This is a genomic window from Janthinobacterium glycogeni (assembly GCF_051380725.1).
Classification (GTDB): domain Bacteria; phylum Pseudomonadota; class Gammaproteobacteria; order Burkholderiales; family Burkholderiaceae_D; genus Janthinobacterium.
The window spans coordinates 307567-331601 of sequence record NZ_JBNYXP010000003.1; the positions used below are offsets into that span (position 1 = coordinate 307567).

The 24035-nt window shown below is 63.8% G+C and carries 20 protein-coding genes; 5 read left to right on the forward strand and 15 right to left on the reverse strand.

The annotated features are described in order from the left end of the window. The first annotated feature begins 71 nt into the window (after nucleotides 1–71). Nucleotides 72–1577, forward strand: coding sequence for an anion permease (locus ACQ4W4_RS09795; RefSeq protein ID WP_436541811.1), 1506 nt, complete (start codon nucleotides 72–74; stop codon nucleotides 1575–1577). Between the two features lie 6 nt (nucleotides 1578–1583). On the opposite strand, the gene ACQ4W4_RS09800 is transcribed toward ACQ4W4_RS09795, so the two are convergent. The 8 genes from ACQ4W4_RS09800 to ACQ4W4_RS09835 form a co-directional block, all read right to left on the reverse strand. After that, on the reverse strand, nucleotides 1584–2231 hold the full coding sequence (locus ACQ4W4_RS09800; protein WP_436541812.1) for a hypothetical protein: 648 nt from the start codon (nucleotides 2229–2231) through the stop codon (nucleotides 1584–1586). Nucleotides 2232–2293: 62 nt separating this feature from the next. Continuing rightward, nucleotides 2294–2668, reverse strand: a complete 375-nt coding sequence (locus tag ACQ4W4_RS09805) for a hypothetical protein (RefSeq protein WP_436541813.1) — start codon at nucleotides 2666–2668, stop codon at nucleotides 2294–2296. Between the two features lie 19 nt (nucleotides 2669–2687). Beyond that, nucleotides 2688–5228 (reverse strand): EAL domain-containing protein, encoded by a 2541-nt coding sequence (locus tag ACQ4W4_RS09810; RefSeq protein WP_436541814.1) that lies wholly within the window; start codon nucleotides 5226–5228, stop codon nucleotides 2688–2690. Then, entirely contained in the window at nucleotides 5225–8872 is a 3648-nt protein-coding gene (locus tag ACQ4W4_RS09815) for a response regulator (RefSeq protein ID WP_436541815.1), read from the reverse strand. Before ACQ4W4_RS09815 ends, ACQ4W4_RS09810 begins: the two co-directional genes overlap by 4 nt. A 37-nt stretch (nucleotides 8873–8909) precedes the next feature. Further along, complete coding sequence (locus ACQ4W4_RS09820; RefSeq protein ID WP_436541816.1) at nucleotides 8910–10067, reverse strand: ABC transporter substrate-binding protein; 1158 nt, start codon at nucleotides 10065–10067, stop codon at nucleotides 8910–8912. 124 nt (nucleotides 10068–10191) lie between these two features. Further along, a complete protein-coding gene (locus tag ACQ4W4_RS09825; RefSeq protein WP_436541817.1) occupies nucleotides 10192–11199 on the reverse strand; it encodes an NADP-dependent oxidoreductase in 1008 nt (335 codons plus the stop codon). Between the two features lie 38 nt (nucleotides 11200–11237). Further along, the gene (locus tag ACQ4W4_RS09830) at nucleotides 11238–12047 is read right to left on the reverse strand and encodes an oxidoreductase (RefSeq protein ID WP_436541818.1); all 810 of its coding nucleotides are present in this window, start codon (nucleotides 12045–12047) and stop codon (nucleotides 11238–11240) included. Nucleotides 12048–12136: 89 nt separating this feature from the next. Continuing rightward, the gene (locus ACQ4W4_RS09835; protein ID WP_436541819.1) at nucleotides 12137–12760 is read right to left on the reverse strand and encodes a TetR/AcrR family transcriptional regulator; all 624 of its coding nucleotides are present in this window, start codon (nucleotides 12758–12760) and stop codon (nucleotides 12137–12139) included. 150 nt (nucleotides 12761–12910) lie between these two features. On the opposite strand from ACQ4W4_RS09835, the gene ACQ4W4_RS09840 reads away from it, so the two are divergent. Beyond that, nucleotides 12911–13231 (forward strand): hypothetical protein, encoded by a 321-nt coding sequence (locus ACQ4W4_RS09840; protein WP_436541820.1) that lies wholly within the window; start codon nucleotides 12911–12913, stop codon nucleotides 13229–13231. A 60-nt stretch (nucleotides 13232–13291) separates the two neighbouring features. Here the strand turns inward: ACQ4W4_RS09840 and ACQ4W4_RS09845 are convergent, their stop codons facing one another. The 3 genes from ACQ4W4_RS09845 to ACQ4W4_RS09855 all read right to left on the reverse strand — a co-directional run bounded on the left by ACQ4W4_RS09845 (nucleotide 13292) and on the right by ACQ4W4_RS09855 (nucleotide 17234). Continuing rightward, the gene (locus ACQ4W4_RS09845) at nucleotides 13292–15241 is read right to left on the reverse strand and encodes an FTR1 family protein (protein WP_436541821.1); all 1950 of its coding nucleotides are present in this window, start codon (nucleotides 15239–15241) and stop codon (nucleotides 13292–13294) included. Nucleotides 15242–15399: 158 nt separating this feature from the next. Continuing rightward, nucleotides 15400–16104 carry a hypothetical protein gene (locus tag ACQ4W4_RS09850; protein ID WP_436541822.1) on the reverse strand — a complete coding sequence of 235 codons (705 nt, stop codon included), beginning with the start codon at nucleotides 16102–16104 and terminating at the stop codon, nucleotides 15400–15402. A 92-nt stretch (nucleotides 16105–16196) separates the two neighbouring features. Further along, complete coding sequence (locus tag ACQ4W4_RS09855; protein WP_436541823.1) at nucleotides 16197–17234, reverse strand: zinc-dependent alcohol dehydrogenase; 1038 nt, start codon at nucleotides 17232–17234, stop codon at nucleotides 16197–16199. 215 nt (nucleotides 17235–17449) lie between these two features. On the opposite strand from ACQ4W4_RS09855, the gene arsH reads away from it, so the two are divergent. Continuing rightward, nucleotides 17450–18184: an arsenical resistance protein ArsH gene (gene arsH / locus ACQ4W4_RS09860; RefSeq protein ID WP_436542019.1), complete on the forward strand. Its 735-nt coding sequence runs from the start codon at nucleotides 17450–17452 to the stop codon at nucleotides 18182–18184. Nucleotides 18185–18188: 4 nt separating this feature from the next. Here arsH and ACQ4W4_RS09865 read toward each other — a convergent pair whose 3' ends face one another. Both ACQ4W4_RS09865 and ACQ4W4_RS09870 read right to left on the reverse strand, forming a co-directional pair. After that, nucleotides 18189–19142: an acetoacetate decarboxylase (ADC) gene (locus ACQ4W4_RS09865; protein ID WP_436542020.1), complete on the reverse strand. Its 954-nt coding sequence runs from the start codon at nucleotides 19140–19142 to the stop codon at nucleotides 18189–18191. A gap of 70 nt (nucleotides 19143–19212) precedes the next feature. Beyond that, nucleotides 19213–20442 (reverse strand): NADH:flavin oxidoreductase/NADH oxidase family protein, encoded by a 1230-nt coding sequence (locus ACQ4W4_RS09870; RefSeq protein WP_436541824.1) that lies wholly within the window; start codon nucleotides 20440–20442, stop codon nucleotides 19213–19215. A gap of 347 nt (nucleotides 20443–20789) precedes the next feature. Here ACQ4W4_RS09870 and ACQ4W4_RS09875 point away from each other — a divergent pair, with 347 nt between their 5' ends. Continuing rightward, the gene (locus tag ACQ4W4_RS09875) at nucleotides 20790–21467 is read left to right on the forward strand and encodes a type 1 glutamine amidotransferase domain-containing protein (RefSeq protein WP_436541825.1); all 678 of its coding nucleotides are present in this window, start codon (nucleotides 20790–20792) and stop codon (nucleotides 21465–21467) included. A gap of 16 nt (nucleotides 21468–21483) precedes the next feature. Continuing rightward, entirely contained in the window at nucleotides 21484–21897 is a 414-nt protein-coding gene (locus ACQ4W4_RS09880; RefSeq protein WP_436541826.1) for a MerR family transcriptional regulator, read from the forward strand. 19 nt (nucleotides 21898–21916) lie between these two features. Here ACQ4W4_RS09880 and ACQ4W4_RS09885 read toward each other — a convergent pair whose 3' ends face one another. Both ACQ4W4_RS09885 and ACQ4W4_RS09890 read right to left on the reverse strand, forming a co-directional pair. Further along, nucleotides 21917–22411, reverse strand: a complete 495-nt coding sequence (locus ACQ4W4_RS09885; RefSeq protein ID WP_436541827.1) for a MarR family winged helix-turn-helix transcriptional regulator — start codon at nucleotides 22409–22411, stop codon at nucleotides 21917–21919. After that, complete coding sequence (locus tag ACQ4W4_RS09890; protein ID WP_436541828.1) at nucleotides 22404–23735, reverse strand: S41 family peptidase; 1332 nt, start codon at nucleotides 23733–23735, stop codon at nucleotides 22404–22406. Before ACQ4W4_RS09890 ends, ACQ4W4_RS09885 begins: the two co-directional genes overlap by 8 nt. Nucleotides 23736–24035: the final 300 nt, after the last annotated feature.

Sequence of the window (24035 nt, forward strand, 5' to 3'; positions counted from 1 at the left end):
TCCGGCCCATGAATCTGCGTGCACGATTGTGTGTTGCCACGATGCCCGGCCCACAGCGAAAGGTAATAAAGATGTATAAAACAGTGCGCGACATGTTCCTGCATTTCAAGGAAGCCGTCCCATTCCGCCTCGTCCCCGCCCTGATCTGCACCGCCTTGCTGGTCGGCATGCTATTGCTGCCGGCGCCCGAAGGCTTGACGCCGAAGGCCTGGGGCCTGGTGGCGATCTTCCTCACCACGATTCTGGCGATCATATTAAAAGTCATGCCGATTGGCGTGATGGCGATGATGGCCATCGTCATTGTTTCCTTGTCGCAGGTGACGTCGACCTCGTCCAAGGGCGCCATCACGGATGCGCTCAGCAGTTTCTCGAACCCCCTGATCTGGCTGATCGTCGTGGCGATTCTGATATCGCGCGGCCTGAAAAAGACGGGGCTGGGCAGCCGCATCGGCCTGCTGTTCATCTCGCTGCTGGGCAAGCGCACCATGGGCATCGGCTATGGCCTGGCGATTTGCGAACTGGTGCTGGCGCCCTTTACGCCCAGTAACACGGCGCGCGGCGGCGGCATCGTCCACCCCGTCATGAAATCGATCGCCAACGCCTTCGATTCGGACCCGGCCAAGGGCACGGAAAAGAAAGTCGGCACCTATCTGGCCCTCGTCAACTACCACGCCAACCCGATCACGTCGGCCATGTTTTTGACGGCCACGGCGCCGAACCCGCTGGTGGTCGATTTCGTGGCCAAGGCCAGCGGCCAGAGTTTCCACCTGACGTGGACCACCTGGGCCCTGTGCATGCTGTTGCCGGGCCTGGTCTGCCTGCTGGTGATGCCTTTGATTATCTATTGGCTGTCGCCGCCGGAACTGAAAGCCACGCCCGACGCCGTCACCTACGCCAAGGCGCAATTGAAAGGCATGGGGCCGCTGTCGCCGCCGGAAAAAGTCATGCTGGGCACCTTCGCCCTGTTGCTGCTGCTGTGGGCCAACGTGCCCGCCATGCTGTTCGGCCCCGCGTTTTCGCTCGATGCGACGGTGGTCGCCTTTGTCGGCTTGTTCGTGCTGATCATTACCGGCACCATCGACTGGGACGACGTGCTGTCGGAAAAGAGCGCCTGGGACACCCTCGTGTGGTTCGGCGCGCTCGTCATGATGGCCGAGCAGCTGAACAAGACGGGCGTGATCGCCTGGTTCTCGGCCGGCATGAAGGCGGCCATCGTTGCCAGCGGTATGGACTGGCTGCCGATCGCCGGCGTCCTCGTGCTGGTGTTTGTCTTCTCGCATTATTTCTTCGCCAGCACGACGGCCCACATCAGCGCCATGCTGCTGGCCTTCCTGACCGTGGGCCTGCACCTGATCCCGGCCGAGTACCACGTGCCGTTCATGCTGATGATGACGGCCGGCTCGGCCATCATGATGACCCTGACCCACTACGCGACGGGTACCTCGCCCATCATCTTCGGCAGCGGCTTCGTGACGATGGGCAACTGGTGGCGGGTCGGCTTCATCATGTGCGTGGTGGAACTGCTGATCTTTGCCGTCGTCGGCACGACGTGGTGGAAAGTGCTCGGCTACTGGTAAAGCAAGCTATAGCTGGCGCGCCAGCTGCCGCACCGTCGCCAGGCAGTGCGCCAGCTCGCCGCCGACGGCGCGTTTCCACAGGACGGCCGCCTGCGACCACGCTTGTTGCGCCAGCAAGTCCTTGATTTCTCTTTGCAATTCGCCCGGCAAGCCGCCGAACTGGCGCAGTTCCAGTGTACGGGGCTGGCCGTGGCGGCCCGCCGGGTCCAGTTCTTCCAGCGCGTCGTGCAGGCTGCCGTAGCGGTGCAGGGCACCGGCTTCGTCGACTGCCGTCAGCGCCAGGTCGGGCGTTTCCTCCAGATCGTAGCCAAGGTCGCGGCAAGGCTCGTCGATCAGCTGGGCGATGTTATAGATCGTCAATACCTGCGCGGAACGCACGACGTCCGTCAGGTCGTGCACGTCGACACCGGCGTCCAGCAGGCGCTGCAGGGCAGGGGAGTTGATGAAGGGAAAGCCCGATTCGCCCAGCTCGCGCCAGCGCGCGAGCCACTGCGGCTGCGGCATGCCTTCATCGACGACGTCGGCCCACAGGCCGCGCAGCAGCAACTGCCGCAGCAAGGGGCCATATTTCTTCTGTTGGATATCCTGCGCCAGGGCCTCGGCCTGTCCGGCATCGATGCCGGATTCCTGCAATCGTTGTGTTATGGTTGTCATGGTCCGCCGCCAGCCTTTTCCTGTCAGTGTGTACAGGCGGCATCATATACGCGAGCTCCCGGTCACGGCAGCTCGCCGTGCACGACTTGCAGCAGATAGGCGCGCGCCGCGGCCCGCTCCATGCCTTTTTCTTGCAATAGCGGCAATAGCTGCTCAAACAGCTGGCGCCGCTGCAGCGATGGTTCGGACCTGTCGCGCCGGTCCGAAAAGAAATCCATCAGGGTCGAGCCGCACAGGCAATTGCGGTAGACCTCGACGATGGCCACATTGTTGTCATCGAAACTTTGCTTGAGCCCCGAGACATTCTGGCGCATCGCCTGCGTCTGCAAAATGAACTCGTGCGCCGTGGCGAAGACGCGCCCGCAGCAGGCGCAATGCTTGGGAAAGGCCGCTTCGGCCAGGGCGCGCAAGCCTTCGAAGAACAGCTGCTCCTGCATGATGGCTCCTGGCGGTGCGTTAGGCGGCGCGGTTGCTGATCTCGATGCCATGGGGACCCCGTGGCGGCCGCTGGACGCCCGATTCGAAGCGCTGGAAGGCTTCCAGCAAGTGGTCCTTCAGCAAGGTTTCGTCCCAGGGCTTGGTGATGAATTTGTACACCGAGCCTTCGTTGATGGCCGCCGTGACCGAATGGAGCTCAGGGTAGCCGGACAGCATCACGCGCACGATCTCGGGATAGACGCCCTTGATGCGGCGCAATAGTTCGTTGCCCGACATGCCCGGCATGCGCGCATCCGTGAGGATCACGCCCACCGCGTGGGAGGCGACCAGTTCCAGCGCTTCCTGCGGATTGGTGGTGCTGAGTATCTGGTAGCCTTCCTTGCGCAGCGAGCGGCGCAGGGCGGACAGGATATGCTCCTCGTCGTCCACCAGCAGCAGCACGCGCTGGGGCGCCACGGCATGGCAGCTCTCGGGCGGCAAATGGGTGCCTGCATGCAGCATCAGATCCATCTCGGCGCCGGGCAGGGGGCGGCTGAAGTAATAGCCTTGCATGGCGTCGCAGCGGTTGGTATTGAGAAAACCCAATTGCCCCTCCGTTTCCACGCCCTCGGCCACCGTGGTCAGGTGCAGGGACTTGGCCATGGCGATGATGGAGCGGGTCAGCGAAGCGCCATCGACGCTGTCGGTCACGTCGCGGATGAACGATTGGTCGATCTTGACCACGTCAATGGGGAATTGCTTCAGATAGGACAGGCTGGAATAGCCGGTGCCGAAGTCATCCAGCGACAGGGTGACGCCGATTTCCTTCAACTGCTCCAGCGCCCGCACCACGAGGTCGCGGTTTTGCATCAGCACGCTCTCCGTCAGCTCCAGCTCCAGGCAGTGCGCCGGCAGGCCGCTGTCGGCCAGCACTGCGCGCACCAGTTCCGGCATGTCGACCTGGCGGAACTGGCGTGCCGACACGTTGACGGCCATCGTCAGGTGCGTAAAGCCGTAGGCATGCCACACGCCCAGTTGTGCGCAAGCGGTGCGCAGCACCCATTCGCCGATGGGCACGATCATGCCCGTTTCCTCGGCCAGGGGAATGAAGCGGTCCGGCGGCACCAGCCCGATGCCGTCGCGGCGCCAGCGCAGCAGCGCTTCCATGCCGTAAATCTTGCCGCTGGTGAGGTCGACCTTGGGCTGGTAATGCAATTCCAGCTCGTTCAGCACCAGCGCCTGGTGCAGCGCATGTTCGATTTCGGCCCGCTCCTCCACCAGCACGCCCATCTTGTGATTGTAGAACTGGCAGCCATTGCGGCCCTTGTCTTTGGCGCTGTAGAGGGCCGCGTCGGCCGTCTTGAGCAGCATGTCGGCGCTGTCGCCGTCGGAGGGAAAGACGCTGGCGCCGATACTGGTGCTGACGTGCAAGGTATGTTCGCCCAGCACGACAGGATCGGCGAACAGCTCGAGTACTTTTTTCACGATTTCTTCGGCCGTCTCGATGTCGGGCAGGTCCGTCAGCAGGACAACGAATTCGTCGCCGCCCTGGCGGGCCACGGTGTCGCCTTCGCGCACGGCCAGCTTGAGCCGGCGGGCCACTTCCTGCAGCAGCGCATCGCCCACCGGGTGGCCATAGCTGTCGTTGACGAACTTGAAACGGTCGAGGTCCAGCATCAGGGTAGCCAGGTGCAGGCGGGTGCGACGGGCATGGGCGATGGCCTGGCCGATGCGGTCGTTCAGCAACTGGCGGTTGGGCAAGTCCGTCAGCGCATCGTGGTTGGCCAGGTATTCGATGCGCCTTTGCTGCAGCTTGCGTTCCGTGATGTCCTGCACGGTACCGCGCATCAGCAGCACCTGCTGGCCTTCGCGCACGGCTTCGGCCTGGTGAAAGACGATGCACTCGCCGCCATCGGGCTGCCGCACCTTGTGCTCCAGGCTGTAGCTGGTGCCGTTGGCATGCAGTTCCATGAAGGCATCGAGCAGCAGGGGGCGCTGGTCTTCGGGCAGGCATTGCAGAAAACGGTCGAAGCTGGTGGGGCCGGAATCGGCATCCAGGCCCAGGATGCGCAGCAGTTCCGGCGACCAGTAGCCGTCGCCGCCGGTGCCCCGGTACTCCCAGTTGCCGAGGCGGGCCAGCGCCTGCGCGTGGCTGAGGCTTTCCTGGATACGACTCAGCTCGGTGAGCGCGCTGCTGGCCCGCAGCAGGTAGCGCAAGCGGTGCGCCAGCAGCCGCCATTGCATCGGCTTGGAGATGAAATCGCTGGCGCCCGCTTCCAGCGCCTGCTTGATGGAGTCATCGTCGTCGTTGCCGGTCAGCACGACGATGGGCACGTGCGCGCCGCCGGGCAGCCGGCGCAGCTGGGCGCAGCATTCGAAGCCGCTCATGCCGGGCATGGCGACGTCGAGCAGGATCAGGTCGGGCACGCCGCGCTGGAAGGCGGCCAGCGCTTCCAGGCCGCTGGCCGCCTCTTCGATGTGGAAGCCTTCCGGCTCCAGCGCTTCCGTCACCAGGATGCGCGTCATGGTGTCGTCATCGACCACCAGGACCAGTGCTTGCGGGGGCTGTGCGGTATTCATAGGGTTTCCTTCTCAATGGCCAAGGCGGCGAGGACACGGTCGAGTTCTTGCTGGATGCCGCGGATATGGTGTAGCGCGCTGCCGACGTCATTGCCGCGCGCATATTGTTCGATTTCACGGCAAGTGGCCGACAGGCCCAGCGCGCCCACGTTGGCGCAGCTGGACTTGAGCGTGTGCGCGGCCAGCTGCAGCGCCGCGGCGTCGCTGGCCTCGGCCGCCACTTCCAGCTGGCCCAGCAGGCGCGGGGCGTCGCTGTAGAACAGGTCGATGATACGGCCGAGCACGTCGGGACGGCCCGGGCGCCGCATGGCGCGCAGGTTTTGCAGGGCGGCGGCGTCGAGGATGGAGCTTGTTTCAGCCGCCGCCGGGGCAGCCTGCGCCGGGACGGTTTCCTCGGCCGTCTCCACCGTCTCCGCTGCCGCCGACGGGCGCCAGCGGGCCAGCACGGCCAGCAGGGCGGCGCGCGTGTACGGCTTGGCGAGGTAGTCGTCCATGCCCGCCTCCAGGCACAGTTCGCGGTCGCCCAGGATGGCGTTGGCCGTCAGGGCAATGATGGGCGTGCGGCTGCGGCCTTGCTGGGCTTCCATGCGGCGCAATTGCCGCGTCGCTTCGAAGCCGTCCATTTCCGGCATCTGGCAATCCATCAGGATCACATCGAACGGATAGCGCTCCCACAGGGCCAGCGCGCGCCGCCCGTTGTCGGCCGTCGTGGCTTCATAGCCCGTGTCTTCCAGCATGGCCAGGGCGATTTCCTGGTTGATCGCATTGTCTTCCACCAGCAGCATGCGCAGCGTCGCATCGCCTGCGGCTACGGTGTCCGCTTGAGCGGGCAGGGCATGTATCGTTGGCGCCAGGGTACCGTAGCCGCAGACGGCTTCGATGCAGTGGCGCAGCTCCATCGCCCGCACGGGCTTGGTCAGGCAGCATTCCACGCCCAGCGCTGTCACCTGGCGCAGCTCGGCCGAGGCGTCCAGTGAACTGAGCATGATGATTTTCAGGGCAGCCATGCCGGCGTCGGCCTTGATCGCCCGCACCAGCTCGGCGCCATCCATGACGGGCATGCGCATATCGATGATCGCCAGGTCGAACGGGCGCCCGCTACGCAGCGCCCCTTGCAGCAGGCCCAGCGCTTCGGCGCCGTCGGCGGCGCTGGCGGCGGCCATCTGCCACTCGATCGCGTGCTGCAGCAGGATACTGCGGTTGGTGGCGTTGTCATCCACGATCAGCACGTTCAAGGCGCCCAGCGACACGCGCTTCGGCGCCGATGGCGCATCCTCGGGCGCCACCTCGCCGACGACGACGGTCACGGCGAAGCTGGAGCCCTGTCCCGCCACGGACTGGAGCACAATGCTACCGCCCATCATTTCCGCCAGCTGCTTGATGATGGCCAGACCCAGGCCCGTACCGCCGTATTTGCGCGAGGTGGTGCTGTCGGCCTGGCGGAACGGCTGGAAGACGGCCGCCGCCGCTTCCGGCGCCATGCCGATGCCCGTGTCGCGCACTTCCAGGCGGATCCGGCCGGCAGCGGGACAGCTGACATCGACGGCAATTTCGCCCCGTTCCGTGAACTTGGTGGCGTTATTGAGCAGGTTGGTGAGGATCTGGCGCAGGCGCACGGGGTCGCCGCGCACGTGCTGCGGCACGTCGGAGGCGATGCGGCAGGTAAATTCGATGGCCTTGCGCTGGATGCCGTTGGCAAACAGCGCCACCACGTCGTCGATCACCTGGCGCAGGTCGAAGGGGATGTGTTCGAGCACCAGCTTGCCCGCCTCGATCTTGGAAAAGTCGAGGATGTCGTCGATGATGCTGAGCAGGCTTTCGCCCGAACGGTGCACCGTGTGCACGAAACGCTGCTGCTTGGGACTCAGTTCCGTACGCTGCAGCAATTCCGTCATGCCCAGCACGCCATTCATCGGCGTGCGGATTTCGTGGCTCATCTTGGCCAGGAATTCCGATTTGGCGCGGTTGGCGGCGTCGGCCTCGGCCTTGGCCTGCGTCAGCGCCAGGTCGCGCTGCTCGACGTGCTCGAGCATGCCGTTGAAGCCCGTGATCAGCTGCCCCAGCTCATCGCTGCCGTGCTGCGCAACGCGCACCGACAACGCCTTGCCGTCGCGGATATGCGCGATGGCGTAGGACAGACGCGCCAGCGGCCTGGCGATCGATGCGCTGATCAGGCCCGTGATGGCCACGCAGGCCAGCAGCAGGACCAGCGCAATGCCGAGGATTAGCACGAAGGCATGGCGCACGCCGTCGCGCACCTTGGCCACCGCATCCTGCTGCTGCCCCGTGATGCGCGCCACTTGCTGCGCGGAATAGGCGGCCTGTTCGCGCTCGAAGGCGCGCACGTGGTCGATGACCTCGTCCAGCGCCTTTTCGCTGTCCAGCACGCTGCCCTTGGCCTGCACCAGCCGCTGTCCCGAGCGCTCCACCGCGTCCAGATACGTATTGACGGTGCGCGTGTCGGCCAGCAAGCCCAGCTGGCCTATGCTTTGCTGTAAGGCCTGCATGGTGGCCATGTCGCGGTGCAGGGCGCTGACGCGTTGCGCGATGTCGCGACCCAGGCGCGTGACGTCGGCGGCGGCCGTGGCCAGCATGACTTCGCCCACGTCGATGCTGATGGCGTCGACGGCCAGGTTGATTTCACCGCTGGCATCCTCGATGCGGGCCGAGGTGCGCATGTAGCGGCCGGCCTCGGCCAGCCGGTCGCGCCCCACAGCCAGCTGCAGTTCGATGGGATCGAGCTCCTCGGCCAGGCGCAGGTGGGCAGTGGCCAGGGCCATGCTGGTTTTTTCCTTAAGAGCAAGATAGGCAGCCTGCTGCGCCGCGCTGGCGCCGCCCTCGGCCAGCAGCCCGGCGCGCAGGGCCAGCAAGCCGGCGGCGGGATCGAGCATCTGGCGCGCCGTGGCCAGCAGTGCCGCCCGCAGCGCGTGCTGGGCGGGGCTGATGTCGCGCTCGCTGGTTCCCGCCAGATGCGCGACGGCCGCCGCCAGCCGCTCGCGCAGGGGAGCGATGCGGAAACGGTTCTTCACGGCTTCCGTTTCGGCCAGCGCGATCTGCATGTCGTGGATGCTCTTGCGCAGGTCGGTCAGGTAGCGGGCATTCTGGTTCAGGCGCTGGCTTTGCAGCTGCACCTCGGCGGCCGTGGCCTGGGCCTGGCTGTCGACCACGCGGATCTTGCTGCGCGCGCCCTTGGCGGCGGCCTTGATCTGCGCCAGCACCTGCCCCATCTCCGTCGCCTGCGCCTTGTAATAGGCCTCGTTTTCCAGGCGCTTGCGCACGGCGACGCGCATGCGCTGGAATTCCCGTTCGAAGGCCGCATGGTAGGGAGGCGCCTGCGACTCGCCATGGCGCCGCAAATCGTCGCTGATGCTCTCGGCGGTCTGGATATTGGCGCCGATCTTGTTCGACACCTGCTCGAGCTGCGCCAGGTCTTCGGCCTTGCCCAGCTCGAAAAAGTCCGACGCCATATCCTGCACGGTATAACGCAGGCGCAACACGTCCGTGTACAGCGGCACCGTCTCGTCGGTCAAGCCATGCACATGGGTTTCGATGCCTTTCACCAGCAGCAGGCTGGCCGCCGCCATGGCCGCCACGCCCGCCAGCAGGACGGTGGTACTGATGATCAGCTTGGTCCTGATTTTCATGCCCGGCTCCAGGGAGGGCTGGAAAAGTGGGTGCGCATCACTTTGCGCCAGGCCCCGGATCCGCCGGAACGATCCTGCCGTCGACGATGCGGGTCAGGAAAACGGCCGTCGACGCCTGGTGATTGTCCGGCCGCAGCGTTACCAGCATGCCGCCCAGATCGAGCCGGTCGAACGTTTCGAAACTCTGGATCAGGCGCTCGCGCGTGAGGTCGGCGCCCGTGCGGCGCAGCGCCGCGACCATCAGCGTGGCCGAGATGCAGCCCTCGAAACTGACGAAAGACAGCCTGGCCGCCGGCACGTGCCGGGCCAGCAGCGCGGCGCAGCCGGCGGCAATCGGCAGCTGGCGGTCTTCGGGCAGGGGCACCACTTGCGAAATGACGATGTTGTTGCCTTCCGTTCCCAGCAGCTGCAGCAGGCTGTCGGTGCCGACAAACGATACCGTGGCCAGGGCCGCCTTCAGCCCGGCCTGGCTTGCCTCGCGCACGAACGCCGCCACGGGCGTGTAGGGGCCGGCCATGATCACCGCTTGCAGGTCGTGCCCGATCAGGGCCGCCAGTCCCGCCTTGACGGCCGTCGTGCCGCGCTGGAACGCACCCTTGGCAACGAGTTCCATGCCGCGCCGTTGCAGTGCGCGCACGGTGCCGTCGAGGACGGCATTGCCGAAACCGTCGTCCTGGTACAGCATGCCAAAGCGCTTGACGCCGCGGCTGGCGAAATACTGCACCAGGGCATCGGACTCATCGTCATAACTGGCGCGAAAGTTGATGATTTCATGCACCACGGGACGGCGCAAGGTCATCGCGCCCGTAAAAGCGCCCACCAGCGGCACCTTCATTTCCTGCACGATCGGTATGACGGCGTTGGTGGTGGGCGTGCCCACGTTGCCGAACAGGGCGAATACCTGTTTTTCCTCGACCAGTCTGAGCGTTTCGCTGATGGCGCGGTCCGGATCGTAGCCGTCATCGGCCACCACCAGCTCGATGCTGCGGCCGTGGATGCCGCCGCGCTGATTCGCTTCCTGGAACACGGCCGTCGCGCCATCGAGCATGGCCCGCCCCAGCCCCGACGCCGCGCCCGTTTGCGCGTTGACCATCCCCAGCCGGATGTGCGTATCGGTGACGCCCGGTTCGGCGGCATGGACTATGCCGGGCACGAGAGCGATAACGAGCCAGCAGCATTCCAGCCAAACGCGCATGAGCTACCTTTATGGAGGTTGACCGACATCAATCGGCATAGGGTTGACAACGAGTATGGAGCAAATTGCCAACGCAAAACTCACACATAGTCACGGCGCCCGAAGCCGTTGCGGCGCAGCTCGTTCAAGGCACGGTCAGCTGCACCACCACCTTGCCGCGCGCGCGGCCCTGCGCCAGGTAGGCAAGCGCCTGTTTTGCTTGAAGAAAAGGAAACACCTGGTCGATGACGGGGCGGATGGTGCCCGCTTCGAGCAGGGCGGCGATCTGCGCCAGCTGGCCGCCGTCGGGACGCACGAAGTGGAAGGAGTAGCTGGCGCCGCGCCGTTTCGCCAGGCCGATGACCTTGCGGCTGAGCAAACCGAACACCAGTTTCAGCACCACGTTCATGCCGCGCGCGCGGGCGAAAGCGGCGTCCGGCGGGCCGATCAGCGAGACGACGCGGCTGCCAGGCTTGACGATGCGCAAAGCCTTTTCCAGCCCGTCGCCGCGCACCGTGCCCAGCACGGCGTCGTAATCGCGCAGCACGTCCTCGAACGGCTGTCGTTTGTAATCGACCACCTCATCGGCGCCCAGGCTGCGCACCAGTTCCACGTTTGCCGTGCTGGTGGTCGTGCCCACGCGGGCGCCCAGGTACCTGGCCAGCTGGATGGCAAACGTGCCGATGCCGCCGGAACCGGCCGGGATGAACACTTTCTGGCCCGGCCGCAGCTGCATGCGCTCGTGCATCGCTTGCCACGCCGTCAAGCCCACCATGGGTATCGACGCCGCTTGCACGAAATCGAGGTTGGCCGGTTTCAGGGCGGCCGCCTGTTCGGGCACGACGGCATAGTCGGCCAGGCTGCCATGTGGCGTGTCGAAAATGCTCGCATACACGGCGTCGCCGACCTTGAAGCGCGTGACGCCGCTGCCGACTTCCACCACCACGCCGGCCAAGTCGCTGCCCAAGGTGACTGGCAAGCGCATTTTCAAGATCGGCTTGAAGTCGCCCCTGGGGATCAGGTAGTCGATGGGATTGAGTCCCACGGCGTGCACCCGCACCAGCAATTCGCCGGGGCCGGGAGTGGGGCGGGGCAGTTCGGCAAACGCCACGTGATCGAGGCCGCCGTATTTTCTAAGTTGCAAGGCTTGCATGATGTTCTCTCTGAGTGAGTGCTGAAAAAGCGTGGCGTTCAGGCCAGGCGCAGGTCCTTGCGCAAACCGGCGTCCATCAGCGCGGCGGGCAGGAAGCGGCGCATCAGGCGCAAGCGTGCCGCCAGCGGCCCGGCCGTGTAGCGCAGCTTGGGCTGACTTGCCTGCGCCGCCGCCAGGACCGTGTCGGCCACGACGCCAGGGTCATCGGCGCCGGCCATCAGCGTTTGCAGCCGGCTTGTCACGGCCGCGCTCACTTGCCGGTAGGCGGACAGCGGCGCATCGGGCGCCAGCAGATTGGCTTCGAACGTGGTTTTCGTATAGGCCGGCTCGATCACGCTGGCGCGGATGCCCCAGCCGCGCACTTCATGGTCGAGCGATTCCGTGTAGCCCTCGATCGCGTGCTTGGTGGCGGAATACAGCGCGCCGTAGGGCATGGGCAAAAAGCCCAGGACGGAACCGATGTTGAGGATGCGCCCGCCTCCTTGGGCCCGCATGTGCGGCAGCACGGCCAGGGTCATGCGCAGCACGCCATAGAAATTTGTGTCGAAGATGGCTTGCACCTGCGCCATGCTGCTTTCCTCGGCGCCCGCCGGGGCCACGCCGAAGCCGGCGTTATTCACCAGCAGGTCGATGCGGCCTTCGCGCCGCATCAGCTCGGCCACGGCGGCAGCGACGGACGCATCGCTGGTGACGTCGAGCGCCAGCATCGTGTAGCCGACCGCATCGGCTTGCGCGCCGCGGCGGCTGGTGCCGTACACCGTGTAACCCGCCTGCGCCAGGCGTTGGGCCGTGGCCGCGCCGATGCCGGACGAGGCGCCGGTGACCAGGGCAATCTTGTTATCGTTCATGGCAGTCCTTCAGTGGTTGATAGTGTTGAATATGATGATCGTCATATTGTTGTTTGAAAAAAACCCGGGGCGGACCCGGGCCATGGGCGTTACGGCTGGTTTGTCTCTTGAAACTGCGCCAGGGTGGCCGCGCACAGCGCGTCCGACAGGGCCGGCTCGTCGACGGCGCGCGCCAGGATGGTGGTGCCGATCAGGGCGCACACCGTCGCCATGGCTTGCGCGTGCGCTTCCGGCTGGCCCCAGTTCGGCAACTGGCGCGCGAACAGGTCGATCATTTCCTTGATGTGGATGGTGGCGGCGCGCCGCACCTCGGGCGCCTGGCGCGGCATTTCCGACCCCAGCGCCGACACGGGGCAACCCACCTCGATGGCGGCGATGTGCTCGGGCGACAGATAGGCCGCCATCATGGCCTGCAGCGCCTGGCCGGGCGGGGCGGCGGCGGCCACCCTGGCCGCCAGCGCCACCGATTCGGCGCCCGCGCGGTCGCCCGCTTCGGCCAGCAGGGCGTCGCGCGAGGCGAAGTGCGCGTAGAAGCCGCCGTGCGTCAGGCCCGCTTCCTTCATGATGTCGGCTACGCCCGTGCCCGCATAGCCGCTGCGGCGGATGGCGCGCGTAGCCACCTCGACGATGCGGTCGTGGGTGGCTTCCTTGCGGCTTTGCGCCGCAGGTCGGGCCGCTGATTTGTTGGGTAAGTTCTGCATGATGGTCATCATATCGCAGTTTTCAAAACCGTGCAGGGCCTGTGCCGGCAAAAGGCGTTACGATGCACGCTATCGACATGCGACCAGGAGAGACAAATGGCAACTATTCCAGCGGCAACGACAGAACAGCTGTTTTCCTACGGCACCTTGCAGTAGCCCGAGGTGCAACTGGTCACCTTCGGGCGCCTGCTCGACAGCCGGCCCGACCGCTTGCCCGGCTATCGTCTGGCGTTGCTGGCCATCGACGATGCGCAGGTGGTGGCGACCAGCGGCAAGACGCATCATCCGATCGCCTCGCGCGGCGCAGCGACAGATGGCGTGCCGGGCGCCGTGCTGGCCGTCTCGCCGAGGAATTACGGCAGGCGGACGGCTACGAGGTGGCCGCCTACCGGCGCGAGCGCGTCACCCTGGCGTCGGGCCTGCAAGCCTGGGCCTACGTGGATGCGCGCGATGCCGCTCCTTGAGCGGCATGGCAACAGGTGAATGGGGGAAAAGTGCGGAAGTGCCGGCACGGGCAGCTTGCCCATGCCGGCTATTGCAAGGTCAGGCCGGCTTGCGCTTGCCTGCCGAAACGCGGTTCCAGCCATAGCCGGCGACGATGATGGCCACGATGGCCGCCTGCGCCAGCAGGGTTTCCGCCGTCGGCAGGATGCCCAGCAGGTCAATGCGCATGAAATCGACGGGGGTGACGCCGACCCAGCCCGCTTCCTGCAGCGCGGCCACGCCTTTGCCCATCAAAATCACGGCTAGCACGGCCACGAAGGCGGACGTCCACGAGAAGAACTTGCCGATCGGCATGCGGGCGCTGGTGCGCAGCAAGGCCCAGGCGATGACGACCAGCAGCACGATGGCCACGAGGAAGCCGCCCAGCAGGGCGCCGCCATTGCCGTCCGCCGCCAGGGCGGAATAGAACAGCACGGTTTCAAAGACTTCGCGGTAGACGGCGATGAAGGCCAGGGCGAACAGGCCCCAGGCGGAACGCCGGGACATGGCTGCCGTGAGTTTCTCGTGCAAATATTCCTGCCAGCGCCCGGCGCTGCTCTTCTGGTGCATCCACAGGCCCACGCTGAGCAGGACCAGGGCCGCGAACACGGAACCGAGACCTTCGCTCACTTCCCGGCTGGCGCCGCTGATGGTCACCAGGTACGTCGCCGCCACCCACGTCAGGCCGCCCGCCACCAGCGCGCTGGCCCAGCCCGCATGCACGTAGGGCAGCACGTCGTTGCGCTTGGCCTTGCGCAGGAAGGCGATGATGCCGATGACGATCAGCAGCGCTTCCACGCCTTCGCGCAGCAGGATCGTCAGCGCGCCGACAAAGGTCGTCATCGGGTCGGCCTGGGCGTCGCCCAGTTCCGCTTCCACGTGGGTAAACAATTGCTGCAGCTTGTCGCCCGCCGCTTCGGCGTCGGCCAGCGTGCCCTTGGCCACGGCGGAACGGTAGGCCAGCATGGCGTTTTCCACGGCCAGCAGCAGGGATTTGTTGCGCGCCCCGACCATCGGCTCGATCGGCTCGAAGCCGTCCAGATAGGCGGACAGACCCAGGCGCGTGGCGCCCGCGCGGTCGCCCGCCTGCATGGCGGCGAGGCTTTCGGCCAGGCGCAAGCGCGACAGGGCCAGGCCGGCCGGCTTGTGCGCCTCGGCCTTGTCAGGATGGCTGCGCAGGTACGCCGTCAAGGCTCGCGCCTCGTCCGCGCCCAGCTTGGCGGCCGCCGCTTCCTGCGTCACGGTCGTTACGGCGGCCAGGTCCGCGTACAGTTTTTTGCTGCGCGGATCGTCCTGCCACAGCTTTTCGCCGCGCGCGCTTGCCGCCGCGTCGTGCGACATGCCGCCGATATAGAACGCCAGATCCCAGCGCTCGTTGTCGGACAGCTGGCCGAAACTGGCCATCGAGGTGCCGGCCACGCCTTGCGAGATGACCTGGTACAGCGCCATCACGCTGCGCGACTGCGCCCGTTCGCCATCCGTGAAGGCGATCGGTTTCGGTTCCAGGCTGGCCGCCAGCGGACCATCGCCGCCGCCGGCCACGCCGTGGCAAGAAGCGCACTGGGCCGCATACAGGGCCGCGCCGCGCGCCAGGTTGGGCAGCGTTTTCGGCGCCACGGGGATCGGGTAGGCGGCGATCAGCAAGCCATTTGCATGGTGCGCCAGGCGCTTGACCTCCGCGCCGTCCGCCTTGGCGACGACGGCTTTGCGCAGCTCGGCGATGGCGGCGGCGATGGCCGGCTGCGAGGCGTGGGCGGGCAGGGCGGCGATCTGCGTCGTCGCGTTGTCCGTGAAGTCGAGCATTTCCGCGTATTCCGCCTCGCTGACCACCTTGCCGTGCTCGACGGCGCCGCTGTAATCGACGGCAACGTAGTCAATCAATTGCCACAATTGCTTGGCGCCGGCGCCAGGATCGGACGCTTGCGCCTGCGCGCCGCCGGCCAGTAACAGGCTGAGGCTGGCGGCCACGAGCGGATAGCACACGAGCCATTTCTTGATAGAACTGAACATGATTCTCATTCTCATTTGTCGTTAACCCGGCGACTATAGGACAGACAGTGCGAGGTGTCAACGGCGCACGGGCGTGCGCGGGTGCAAACAGCGCTGTCCTGGTCAATATGCTTGACCGGGGCGGCGTGTCTGGAGATGGGAACGAGGGAGAAGGATGCTTACTGATTCGATGCCGGTTTGGCGTACAGTCCCCTGGAGAGGCCATTGTCCGCATCGTCGACTTTCAGGCCGCCGTCGACGATACGCAAGGCCAGCTTCTGGAATGCCTGGCCTCTGAGCCACTGCGGGTCGGTGACGGCGAACGCGGCGATGCGTTCCTGCGCGCGCGCCGCCGGCACGGCCAGCCATTGATAGTCGGTTGTTGCACCCTGGCGGCGCAAGCCGGCGCGCACCCAGCGTTCCGATGCCGGCATGCGGACGATGGCGTCGCCGTTCGCCACGCTCACCGCCGTGGCCGTCTTGCCGCTGTGCGCCTCGAACTTCACTTCCACGCCAGCCATCGGCCCGACTTGGGGGAAGCCGACGATGGCCACCCACAGGCCCGCTTCGGCGGGTTTCTGGATGCGCATTTCCGCTTCCTCGAACACGCGGAACTGCGGCTCCTTGCCGCCGTTGCCCGCCACCAGGGTCACCGTGTCGCCGGTCACGCGCCACGCGCCGCTGGCTTGCTGGTCGGTATTGCCGTAGCTGAGCACCCATTCGAAGGTGCCGTCCTTTTTCAGCAGCAGTTCGGAACCTGTTTCCATGACGCCTTGCAGGTAATAGTGTCCGGGCAAGGAAGACGCGGCCGGCTCGGCCGCGCCGGCCGGGATGGCAAAGGCGAGGGCGGCGCAGGCCAGCAGGCTGGAAAGGGATTTTGTCATCGCTGTGTCCTTGTTGTGTCTTTTATGAAATGCCATCATAGCAACGGCAATTGCTTGCCGTCGCACGACACATCACACAGCAGGCGAGGCGTTTACTTGTCGCTGAAATCGATCACCACGCGCGAGGCAACCTTGCCATGTTCCAGGCGGCTGAAGATCTCGTTGATGGCCGACAGCGGCTGCAATTCGATGCCGGCCTTGACCTTGCCGGTGGCGGCGAAGGCCAGCGCCTCGGCCATGTCCTGGCGCGTGCCCACGAAGGAACCGCGTATCGTCACGCAATTGGCGACGACGTCGAACAGCGGCGTCGGGAAGTCGCCCGGCGGCAAGCCGACCAATACGCAGGTACCGCGCTTGCGCGTCATCGCCACGCCTTGCTGGAAGGCGTCGATCGACGGCGCCGTGATCAGCACGCCGTGGGCGCCGCCCCCGGTCGCTTCGCGCAAGGCCGCGACGGGGTCGCCCTGGCGCGCATTGATGGTCACTTCGGCGCCCAGGGCGCGCGCATGCTCGAGCTTGCCTTCGTCGATGTCGACGGCCGCCACGCGCAGGCCCATGGCCACCGCGTATTCGATGGCCAGGTGACCCAGTCCCCCGATGCCGGACACGGCCAGCCACTGGCCCGGCCGCGCGCCCGTTTCCTTTATGCCCTTGTAGCTCGTTACGCCGGCGCAGATGATGGGCGCCGCTTGCACGGCGGAAAGACCTGCCGGAATGTGCGCGACATAGCGCGGGTCGGCCAGGATGTACTCGGCGAAGCCGCCATTCTTGGTGTAGCCGCCGAACTGCGCCTCGGCGCACACGGTTTCCCAGGCCGCCAGGCAATGTTCGCAATGGCCGCAAGCCGAGTACAGCCAAGGCACGCCGACCCGGTCGCCCAGCCGCACCTCGGTCACACCCGCGCCCAACTCCACCACCACGCCGATGCCTTCGTGGCCGGGAATGAATGGCGGCGTCGGCTTGACGGGCCAGTCGCCGCGCGCCGCATGCAGGTCCGTGTGGCAGACGCCGCACGCTTCCGTCTTGACGAGGATCTGGCCGGGGCCGGGCACGGGCACGGGTATGTCGCGCAGCACCAGCGGCTGGCCCAGTTGCTCGACAACGGCGGCTTTCATGGTAGTGGGGATCATGGTATTCCTTATGAAGTGGGTACGGAGTAGTGCAGGGCGCAGGCCATCGTCTACTGGATAGCGACTTGCGCATGATCATATTCTGCTGCACACGCTACAAAAATTGATTGATCTACATCAACGTATGCCGGAAGGGATGGCGCGTGCTCAGGCACAAAACACGCTTACATTAATTCTATAATTCGATTATTATGGAATGATTGAATAAGGAAACGATCATGCTTGACTTGCCCAACATCAGCGCGGCCCACCTCGATACCCCGACCCTCGATAAACTGGCGCCGCCGACGGTGGCCACGCATCCGCCACGCATCCTCCTGCTGTACGGCTCCTTGCGTGAACGTTCATTCAGCCGCTTGCTGACCCTGGAGGCGCAGCGGCTGCTGCAGCATTTCGGCGCCGAGACACGCGTCTTCGACCCGCATGGCTTGCCCATGGTCGACAGCGTCGGCCCCGACCATCCCAAGGTGCAGGAATTGCGCGCCTTGTCGCTGTGGTCGGAAGGCCAGGTCTGGTGCAGCCCGGAACGCCATGGCGCCGTGACGGGCGTGTTCAAGTCGCAGATCGACTGGCTGCCGCTGGAAATGGGCAGCGTGCGTCCCACGCAAGGGCGCACCCTGGCGGTGATGCAAGTGTCGGGCGGCTCGCAATCGTTCAACGCCGTCAACGGCTTGCGCGTGCTGGGCCGCTGGATGCGCATGGTGACGATCCCGAACCAGTCGTCCGTCGCCAAGGCTTACCAGGAGTTCGACGACAACGACCGCATGAAGCCTTCGCCGTACTACGACCGCCTGGTCGACGTCATGGAAGAATTGTACAAATTCACCCTGGTCGTGCGCGACCGCTCGGATTACCTGACCAGTCGCTACAGCGAGCGCAAGGAATCCATGCCGCTCGATACGCGCGCCCTTGCCGCGGCGGCCATGGCGCACGAGACGCCGGGCAAGTAGCCTGTCAATGGTCTATTGACAATGGTTTCGGCGCATACAGCGCATTTTGGAATTCCGGCACATATTCATATTTCATCATCTTCCCCAGCTTCAATGACTTGAGATAGCTGGAGAAGCTGCCGTCGCCCAGTGCCAGGTCGACCGCTTCCGCGCTCGTGCTCGTTGCATGGCTGAGCTGGCGCGAAACGGCATAGCCATAAGTGAGCTGGCCAGCGCGATTCTTGTTGGTGAAGCTGTTCGTCACCAGCTCGGCCTGGTGCGACAGGCCGTCCAGCTTTTTCCCCGCGAAGACAAAATCGAGCTTGCCTGTTGCGCTATCCATGACTTCAAACGAGACGGCGGCGTCCGTTTCCTTGCGCTCGATGCCGGTCAGCCACTTGGGCAGGTTGTAGCCTACGACACCGCGCACCCTGGCCAGTTCCGTGTTCACGGGCAGCTTGAGCACATAACCCCAGAAATCCTTCGACAGCGATTGCCCCAGCAAGGTGAAAGGGCCGAAACTGGACGTGCCGGGCTTGTTCGTCACGATCGCCAGGGAAATTTCATTGTAGCTGTCGTTGTCGCAGTATTCATAGGCGTAGGCCGTCAATGCCACCGCGCCCCGGCCCGGCCACACTTGCAATGGCTGCACCTGCTTCAGTATGTCTTCCGGCATCAGTTCCTTCAGCCTCGCCAGGTCGGCCGTAAAGACGGCCGTGATTTTGCTGTTTTTATAATAGAAATTCGGCGAATACGAGTCAAAGCCGATGGCGACTTTTTCCTTTTTGATTCCCTTGAACCAGCTCAGGTCGAGCTCCGGCGCTTCCGCCGCGATCACCGATAAGGGCGGATTCGAGCGATAGCGGTCATACAGGCCGCCGGCCGCCACTGGCACGTCATGGCCGGCGATATTGATGATGACTGGCTTGTTTTCGGGGGCATTCTCGGCCCACGACGGGACAGCGGCGTTCAATATCACTGCGGATACCGCCGCGGCAATTTTCATGTTCATTGCTTCCACCTTTTATGTTGGATTTAAAAAATTCAATTCACACGCCGCTATTCATGCGGCGGCGATACTGCCGGTTCCTGATGGCGGTTTCCCATTGCTGCATCGCCAGCGCCAGGGCGGGCGCCACATTGGGCTTCGTTGGCTTGCCCTGGCTCAGGCGCCGCAGCTGATACTTCACCATCGCCATGTAGCCGATCGACGACAGCACCTTGTTTTTCCACGTAATGGCCCTGAGCAAGGGGCTGGCCGATTGATCGGCACGCCATGCTTTCGGCAAGTGCGGGTCGATGGCCAGCGCCGTTCCCATGCCTGCCATGGCGATGCCGCTGCCCAGCACTTGCTCGACCACCGGGTAGCGGCGTATGCCGCCCGTCACCATGATGGGCATCGTGGCCACGGTGGCGATGTCCTTGGCAAACTCCAGGAAATACGCTTCGCGGGCCAAGGTGCGGCCGTCGCGGGTCTGGCCATGCATGGCAGGGGCTTCATAACTGCCGCCGGACAATTCGATCAGGTCCACGCCCAGGCTGTTGAGCATGGAAACCACCTGCCTGGCGTCCTCCGAGCTGAAGCCGCCTTTCTGGAAATCCGCCGAGTTGAGCTTCACGGCGACGGCAAAGCCTTTGCCCACGGCTTGCCGCACCTCGTTGACGACGTCCACCAGCAGCCGCGCCCGGTTCTCGAGCGAGCCGCCCCAGCGGTCCGTGCGTTTATTTGTAATAGGGGAGAGGAACTGGCTGAGCAGGTAGCCGTGCGCCGCATGGATTTGCACACCCGTAAAGCCGAACTGTTCCGCCAGCTTGGCGCTGTTGACAAAACGCTGCTTCACGTCGGCAATGTCGGCTTCCGTCATTGCACGCGGCGCGGAAAACTGCTTGGAAAAGTTGCCCATATCCATGGGCACGGCCGAGGGCGCGATGGTTTCCTGTCCCATGGCGGCCGGCATCTGGCGTCCGGGATGGTTAATCTGCATCCAGATCTGCGCCCCGCGTGAACGGGCGGTGCGCGACCATTGCTCGAAGCGGGCGCCAAATTGCGCAGAATCGAGCACCACGCCGCCCGGTCCCGTCATGGCGCGCCGGTCAATCATCACATTTCCAGTGATCATCAGGCCAACGCCACCGTCGGCCCATGACTGGTACAAGCGGATCAGTTCCTGTGAGGGCGCGTGATCGCCGTCAGCCATGTTCTCTTCCATGGCGGCTTTGGCGAGGCGGTTCGGAATGACGCTTCCATTGGGCAGCGTCAGTGCAGTAAAAGGTTTCATGCTTATCTCCAGGGTTGCGATGGCCTTACGATAAGCTTTAAGCTAACTTGAAGGTCAAGCTCTAAAACGCACTTTTTTTGCATGTGTCCCGTTCGCAACACAGGCTGGAAGAAACGCAGCAGCCTGAGACAACAAAATTCCTTTCACCGCCCATCTGCCGCTTGACATTCAAGTTGGCTTTAAGCTTATAGTGGATCACATGGCGCAGGCCACTCAACCATCAGGAGGACGACCCCATGTCAGTTTTCAAGCAGCTTTTCCTCGCTCTCATGCCCATGCTGTTCATGCAGATCGTCGCTGCCGAACCAGCGGCGCCAAAACGGGTACCAGGTACGGTACTCGTGGTCATGACCAATCATTCCCAGTATCCGAGCAGAAACGACCATACCGGGCTCTGGCTCACGGAGCTGACGCATGTGTATGACGCGCTGAAGGACGCCGGCTTTGGCGTCGACTTCGTCAGCCCGAACGGTGGCGTCGTGCCGCTCGATGAGCGCAGCCTGGGATGGCTGTATATGGATGCCGCCGCAAAAAGCCACTTGAAAGATCCCGCTTTCATGGCGGCGCTGGAATCGACACGAGCGGCGGCCGACATCGATCCTGCTGGCTACCGGGCTATTTTCTACACGGGCGGCCATGGCACGATGTGGGATTTCAAGGGCAACCAGGACCTCAAGCGCATTGCCGAGGCGATCTACCGCAACGGCGGCATCGTTTCTTCCGTCTGCCATGGCGCCGCCGGCCTGCTCGACCTGCAGGACGAAAACGGCAAGCCGCTGATACAAGGGCGCCGTGTGACGGGTTTTTCGAATACGGAGGAATCGCTGGCCGGCATCAAGGATCAGGTACCCTATCTGCTGCAAAGCGAGCTCGAGGGCAGGGGAGCGCTATATGATAAAGGCTTCATCCCGTTCGGCAGCTTCGTCATGACCGATGGCCGGCTCGTCACGGGCCAGAACCCCGGATCGAGCAAGGAAGTGGCGCAAGCGCTGCTCGCGGCCCTGCGGAATAACACACCACAATAAGGGAGCAGGAAAAAAGATGAAAATCGGCGAACTGGCCAAGCGCAGCGGCCTGGCGGCGTCAACGATACGTTTCTACGAAGCCAAGGGCTTGCTGAAAGCCGTGGACCGGCAATCGAACGGCTACCGCGACTATCCGCTGGAAGCGGTGGCGGTACTGTCCATCATCACCGACGCCCAGCAGGCGGGCTTTTCCCTGGACGAAATCAGGCAAGTCTTGCCGGAGGATATTTCATCATGGAAACATGATGAGCTGATGGTGGCGCTCAAGAAGAAGATCGCCGATATCGAATCCCTGGAAGTGCGGCTGGCGCAGAACAAGGCGCATCTGCTGTCGCTGATTCAGATGATCGAGGCAAAACCCGATGAGCTGGACTGCAAGGATAATACAGCCAGGATCATGGAAAGCATGGGGATAGCCGGTAAAAACTGAATACAAAACTGCTTGTGCATCAGGTCAAACGCACCGGGGAATGGATGCGCTTGTCCAGCGGCTTCTCGTTGAGCGCATCGGCGGCCCGGTCCACGAATTGCCTGACATCCCCCACCTCGGCAAACAGGCCGGCATAGGCTGCCCGGATCAGCACCGTGCACTGCTCGAATTTCGCGAGCTGCGACAAGCCTTCCTCCGTGGGCACCAATAGTCGGCGGCGGGCATCATTGTCATCGTTCCGATACCGTATGAGGCCCAGACGGAGCAGCTTTGGTATCTTCTGCATGACCAGCTGATGCGAATGTCCGAGCTCGCGCGCCAGATCCGCGGCGGAGGCCGTGCCGCGCGTTGCCAGAACAGTCATCAGCGAACACGAACGAACCGGGATGACGATCCCCATCGTATCGAAGACAGTCTTGGATTGCTCAGCGATCAGGACGCTCAGCCGTTCGACAGCGCGGCCGAGAAACACGGCGTCATCGATCGCGGCCGGGTGATGGGTCTCTTTAGTCAAGGCGCTTGTACCTCTGGATGCTGCCATCCTTGTTCACGCGTTCCAGCGCCGTCACTTTGCCGCGTAAGGTATTCAGGCGGTATCGAAAATCTGACACGCCTTCCACCGCGAAGAGGTTGGGACCGATCGGCTCAAGCGCGACCCGAAACCGGTCGCGCCAGAGATAGTAGAGCGTGCCATTGTCCAGGATAATCTGGCGGCCTTCGTATTTTCCGGCGGCTGTTGTCAACACCGCGGCATCGGCGTGCGGGCGCTCGATAGCTGCCGTCAGGCTCGGGAGCAGCCAGGCAAGTTCGGTTCGCCTGGCGTCATCGGTCTTCGCCAGAGTTTCAAGCGCGAGCTTGTGCGCCAGAGGGAGCGCGCGAATAGAGGGGCTAGGGATATCAGGTTGCACGCCGACACCTTCGAAATCGCCATGGTCCACGGGATCCCGGATCTGTCCGATCGGCACTTGCACGAAAAAATCATCGTTGAGCGGCTTGCGCGCAACCGGATGCGCACCGCCAGCGGTCCGCTCCCCGATCAGCGTTGCTCGCCCGAGCTTCTTCATCGCATAGGAAAACCATTCTGCGGAGGAAAACGATGTGGAGCCGGTCAGTATATAGACCGGCTTGTCCACCATGCGTTTGCCTGGCAGGCCCGGCAGCACCCATTGTCCGCGCTGGATGCGCTTGCCATCCTCATTGTAATAGTAGTCGAATAGCAACTGGTCTTTCTCGCTGGAGAAGAAATAGCTCGCCAGGAATTGCGCCATTTCCAGATGCCCGCCATTGTTATAGCGCAAATCGATGATGAGGGCATCCGTATTGCCGACGAAGCGCATAACGGACGCGGCCGTATCATAGGCCAGCTCGGGATCGGCAAAATAGCTGAACCGTAAATAACCGATATTGCCCTGCAGGCGAGCGACCTCGTCGAAGCCGAAATTGGTCTCTTCCAGCCTGCTCAATTCTTCTTTTCGTATTTTGGCCTTGAGCGCCGGGTTGGTCTTCGCCTTGAACTCCGCGATCCATTGGGCGTCGGCTCCCACCAGGAAATGCAGGTCGCCGCTGACTTTGATGAGATCGTCGGTCAGCTTGCTCGCAAACTCCGCCTTCGTGATCGCCGAATCATAATCTCCCTTTTTCAGCCGTTCCTGAAGCACGGGCGCAATTTTGCGTGCGATGTCCGGAAACGCGTAGTTCGTATTCAAGGTGCTGTCGAGAGAGGCGATGATCGCGCCCTTTTCGCCTCGCGAGATGCCCGGCGCCTCGGCAAACGCGCCCGATGCGCAAATGATGGACAGCGCCGACAGCGCTTGAAGCAGGCATAAGTGGTGGCGCATTCTACGGTTTCTCCTCGATGAGACTCAAGAATACAATATATTGCACAATATGTTGTATAAAAATTCAAGCAACATCGGGCGGGCGGCTTTCTGCCTGTGCCGACCGGCGCGTAATGAAACCTGAACTGACGAGGGCTACACCATAAGCAAACGAACGCCGCCGCCGCGCAAGGCAAACGGACAATTCCGCAAGCGCAAGAAGAAATAGACAAGGCCCGAAAATTGCGTGCCTTGTTACAAAATGTAACGTGATAAACCGTTTACTTGATAGAATAAATTTTCTTTCTGACATTGTTGAGA

What these genes read in the sequence shown, in the direction of transcription:
- ACQ4W4_RS09795 (WP_436541811.1), top strand. Translation starts at nt 72, where the DNA reads ATGTATAAAACAGTGCGCGACATGTTCCTGCATTTCAAGGAAGCCGTC.
- ACQ4W4_RS09800 (WP_436541812.1), bottom strand. Translation starts at nt 2,231, where the DNA reads ATGACAACCATAACACAACGATTGCAGGAATCCGGCATCGATGCCGGA.
- ACQ4W4_RS09805 (WP_436541813.1), bottom strand. Translation starts at nt 2,668, where the DNA reads ATGCAGGAGCAGCTGTTCTTCGAAGGCTTGCGCGCCCTGGCCGAAGCG.
- ACQ4W4_RS09810 (WP_436541814.1), bottom strand. Translation starts at nt 5,228, where the DNA reads ATGAATACCGCACAGCCCCCGCAAGCACTGGTCCTGGTGGTCGATGAC.
- ACQ4W4_RS09815 (WP_436541815.1), bottom strand. Translation starts at nt 8,872, where the DNA reads ATGAAAATCAGGACCAAGCTGATCATCAGTACCACCGTCCTGCTGGCG.
- ACQ4W4_RS09820 (WP_436541816.1), bottom strand. Translation starts at nt 10,067, where the DNA reads ATGCGCGTTTGGCTGGAATGCTGCTGGCTCGTTATCGCTCTCGTGCCC.
- ACQ4W4_RS09825 (WP_436541817.1), bottom strand. Translation starts at nt 11,199, where the DNA reads ATGCAAGCCTTGCAACTTAGAAAATACGGCGGCCTCGATCACGTGGCG.
- ACQ4W4_RS09830 (WP_436541818.1), bottom strand. Translation starts at nt 12,047, where the DNA reads ATGAACGATAACAAGATTGCCCTGGTCACCGGCGCCTCGTCCGGCATC.
- ACQ4W4_RS09835 (WP_436541819.1), bottom strand. Translation starts at nt 12,760, where the DNA reads ATGATGACCATCATGCAGAACTTACCCAACAAATCAGCGGCCCGACCT.
- ACQ4W4_RS09845 (WP_436541821.1), bottom strand. Translation starts at nt 15,241, where the DNA reads ATGTTCAGTTCTATCAAGAAATGGCTCGTGTGCTATCCGCTCGTGGCC.
- ACQ4W4_RS09850 (WP_436541822.1), bottom strand. Translation starts at nt 16,104, where the DNA reads ATGACAAAATCCCTTTCCAGCCTGCTGGCCTGCGCCGCCCTCGCCTTT.
- ACQ4W4_RS09855 (WP_436541823.1), bottom strand. Translation starts at nt 17,234, where the DNA reads ATGATCCCCACTACCATGAAAGCCGCCGTTGTCGAGCAACTGGGCCAG.
- ACQ4W4_RS09870 (WP_436541824.1), bottom strand. Translation starts at nt 20,442, where the DNA reads ATGAAACCTTTTACTGCACTGACGCTGCCCAATGGAAGCGTCATTCCG.
- ACQ4W4_RS09875 (WP_436541825.1), top strand. Translation starts at nt 20,790, where the DNA reads ATGACCAATCATTCCCAGTATCCGAGCAGAAACGACCATACCGGGCTC.
- ACQ4W4_RS09880 (WP_436541826.1), top strand. Translation starts at nt 21,484, where the DNA reads ATGAAAATCGGCGAACTGGCCAAGCGCAGCGGCCTGGCGGCGTCAACG.
- ACQ4W4_RS09890 (WP_436541828.1), bottom strand. Translation starts at nt 23,735, where the DNA reads ATGCGCCACCACTTATGCCTGCTTCAAGCGCTGTCGGCGCTGTCCATC.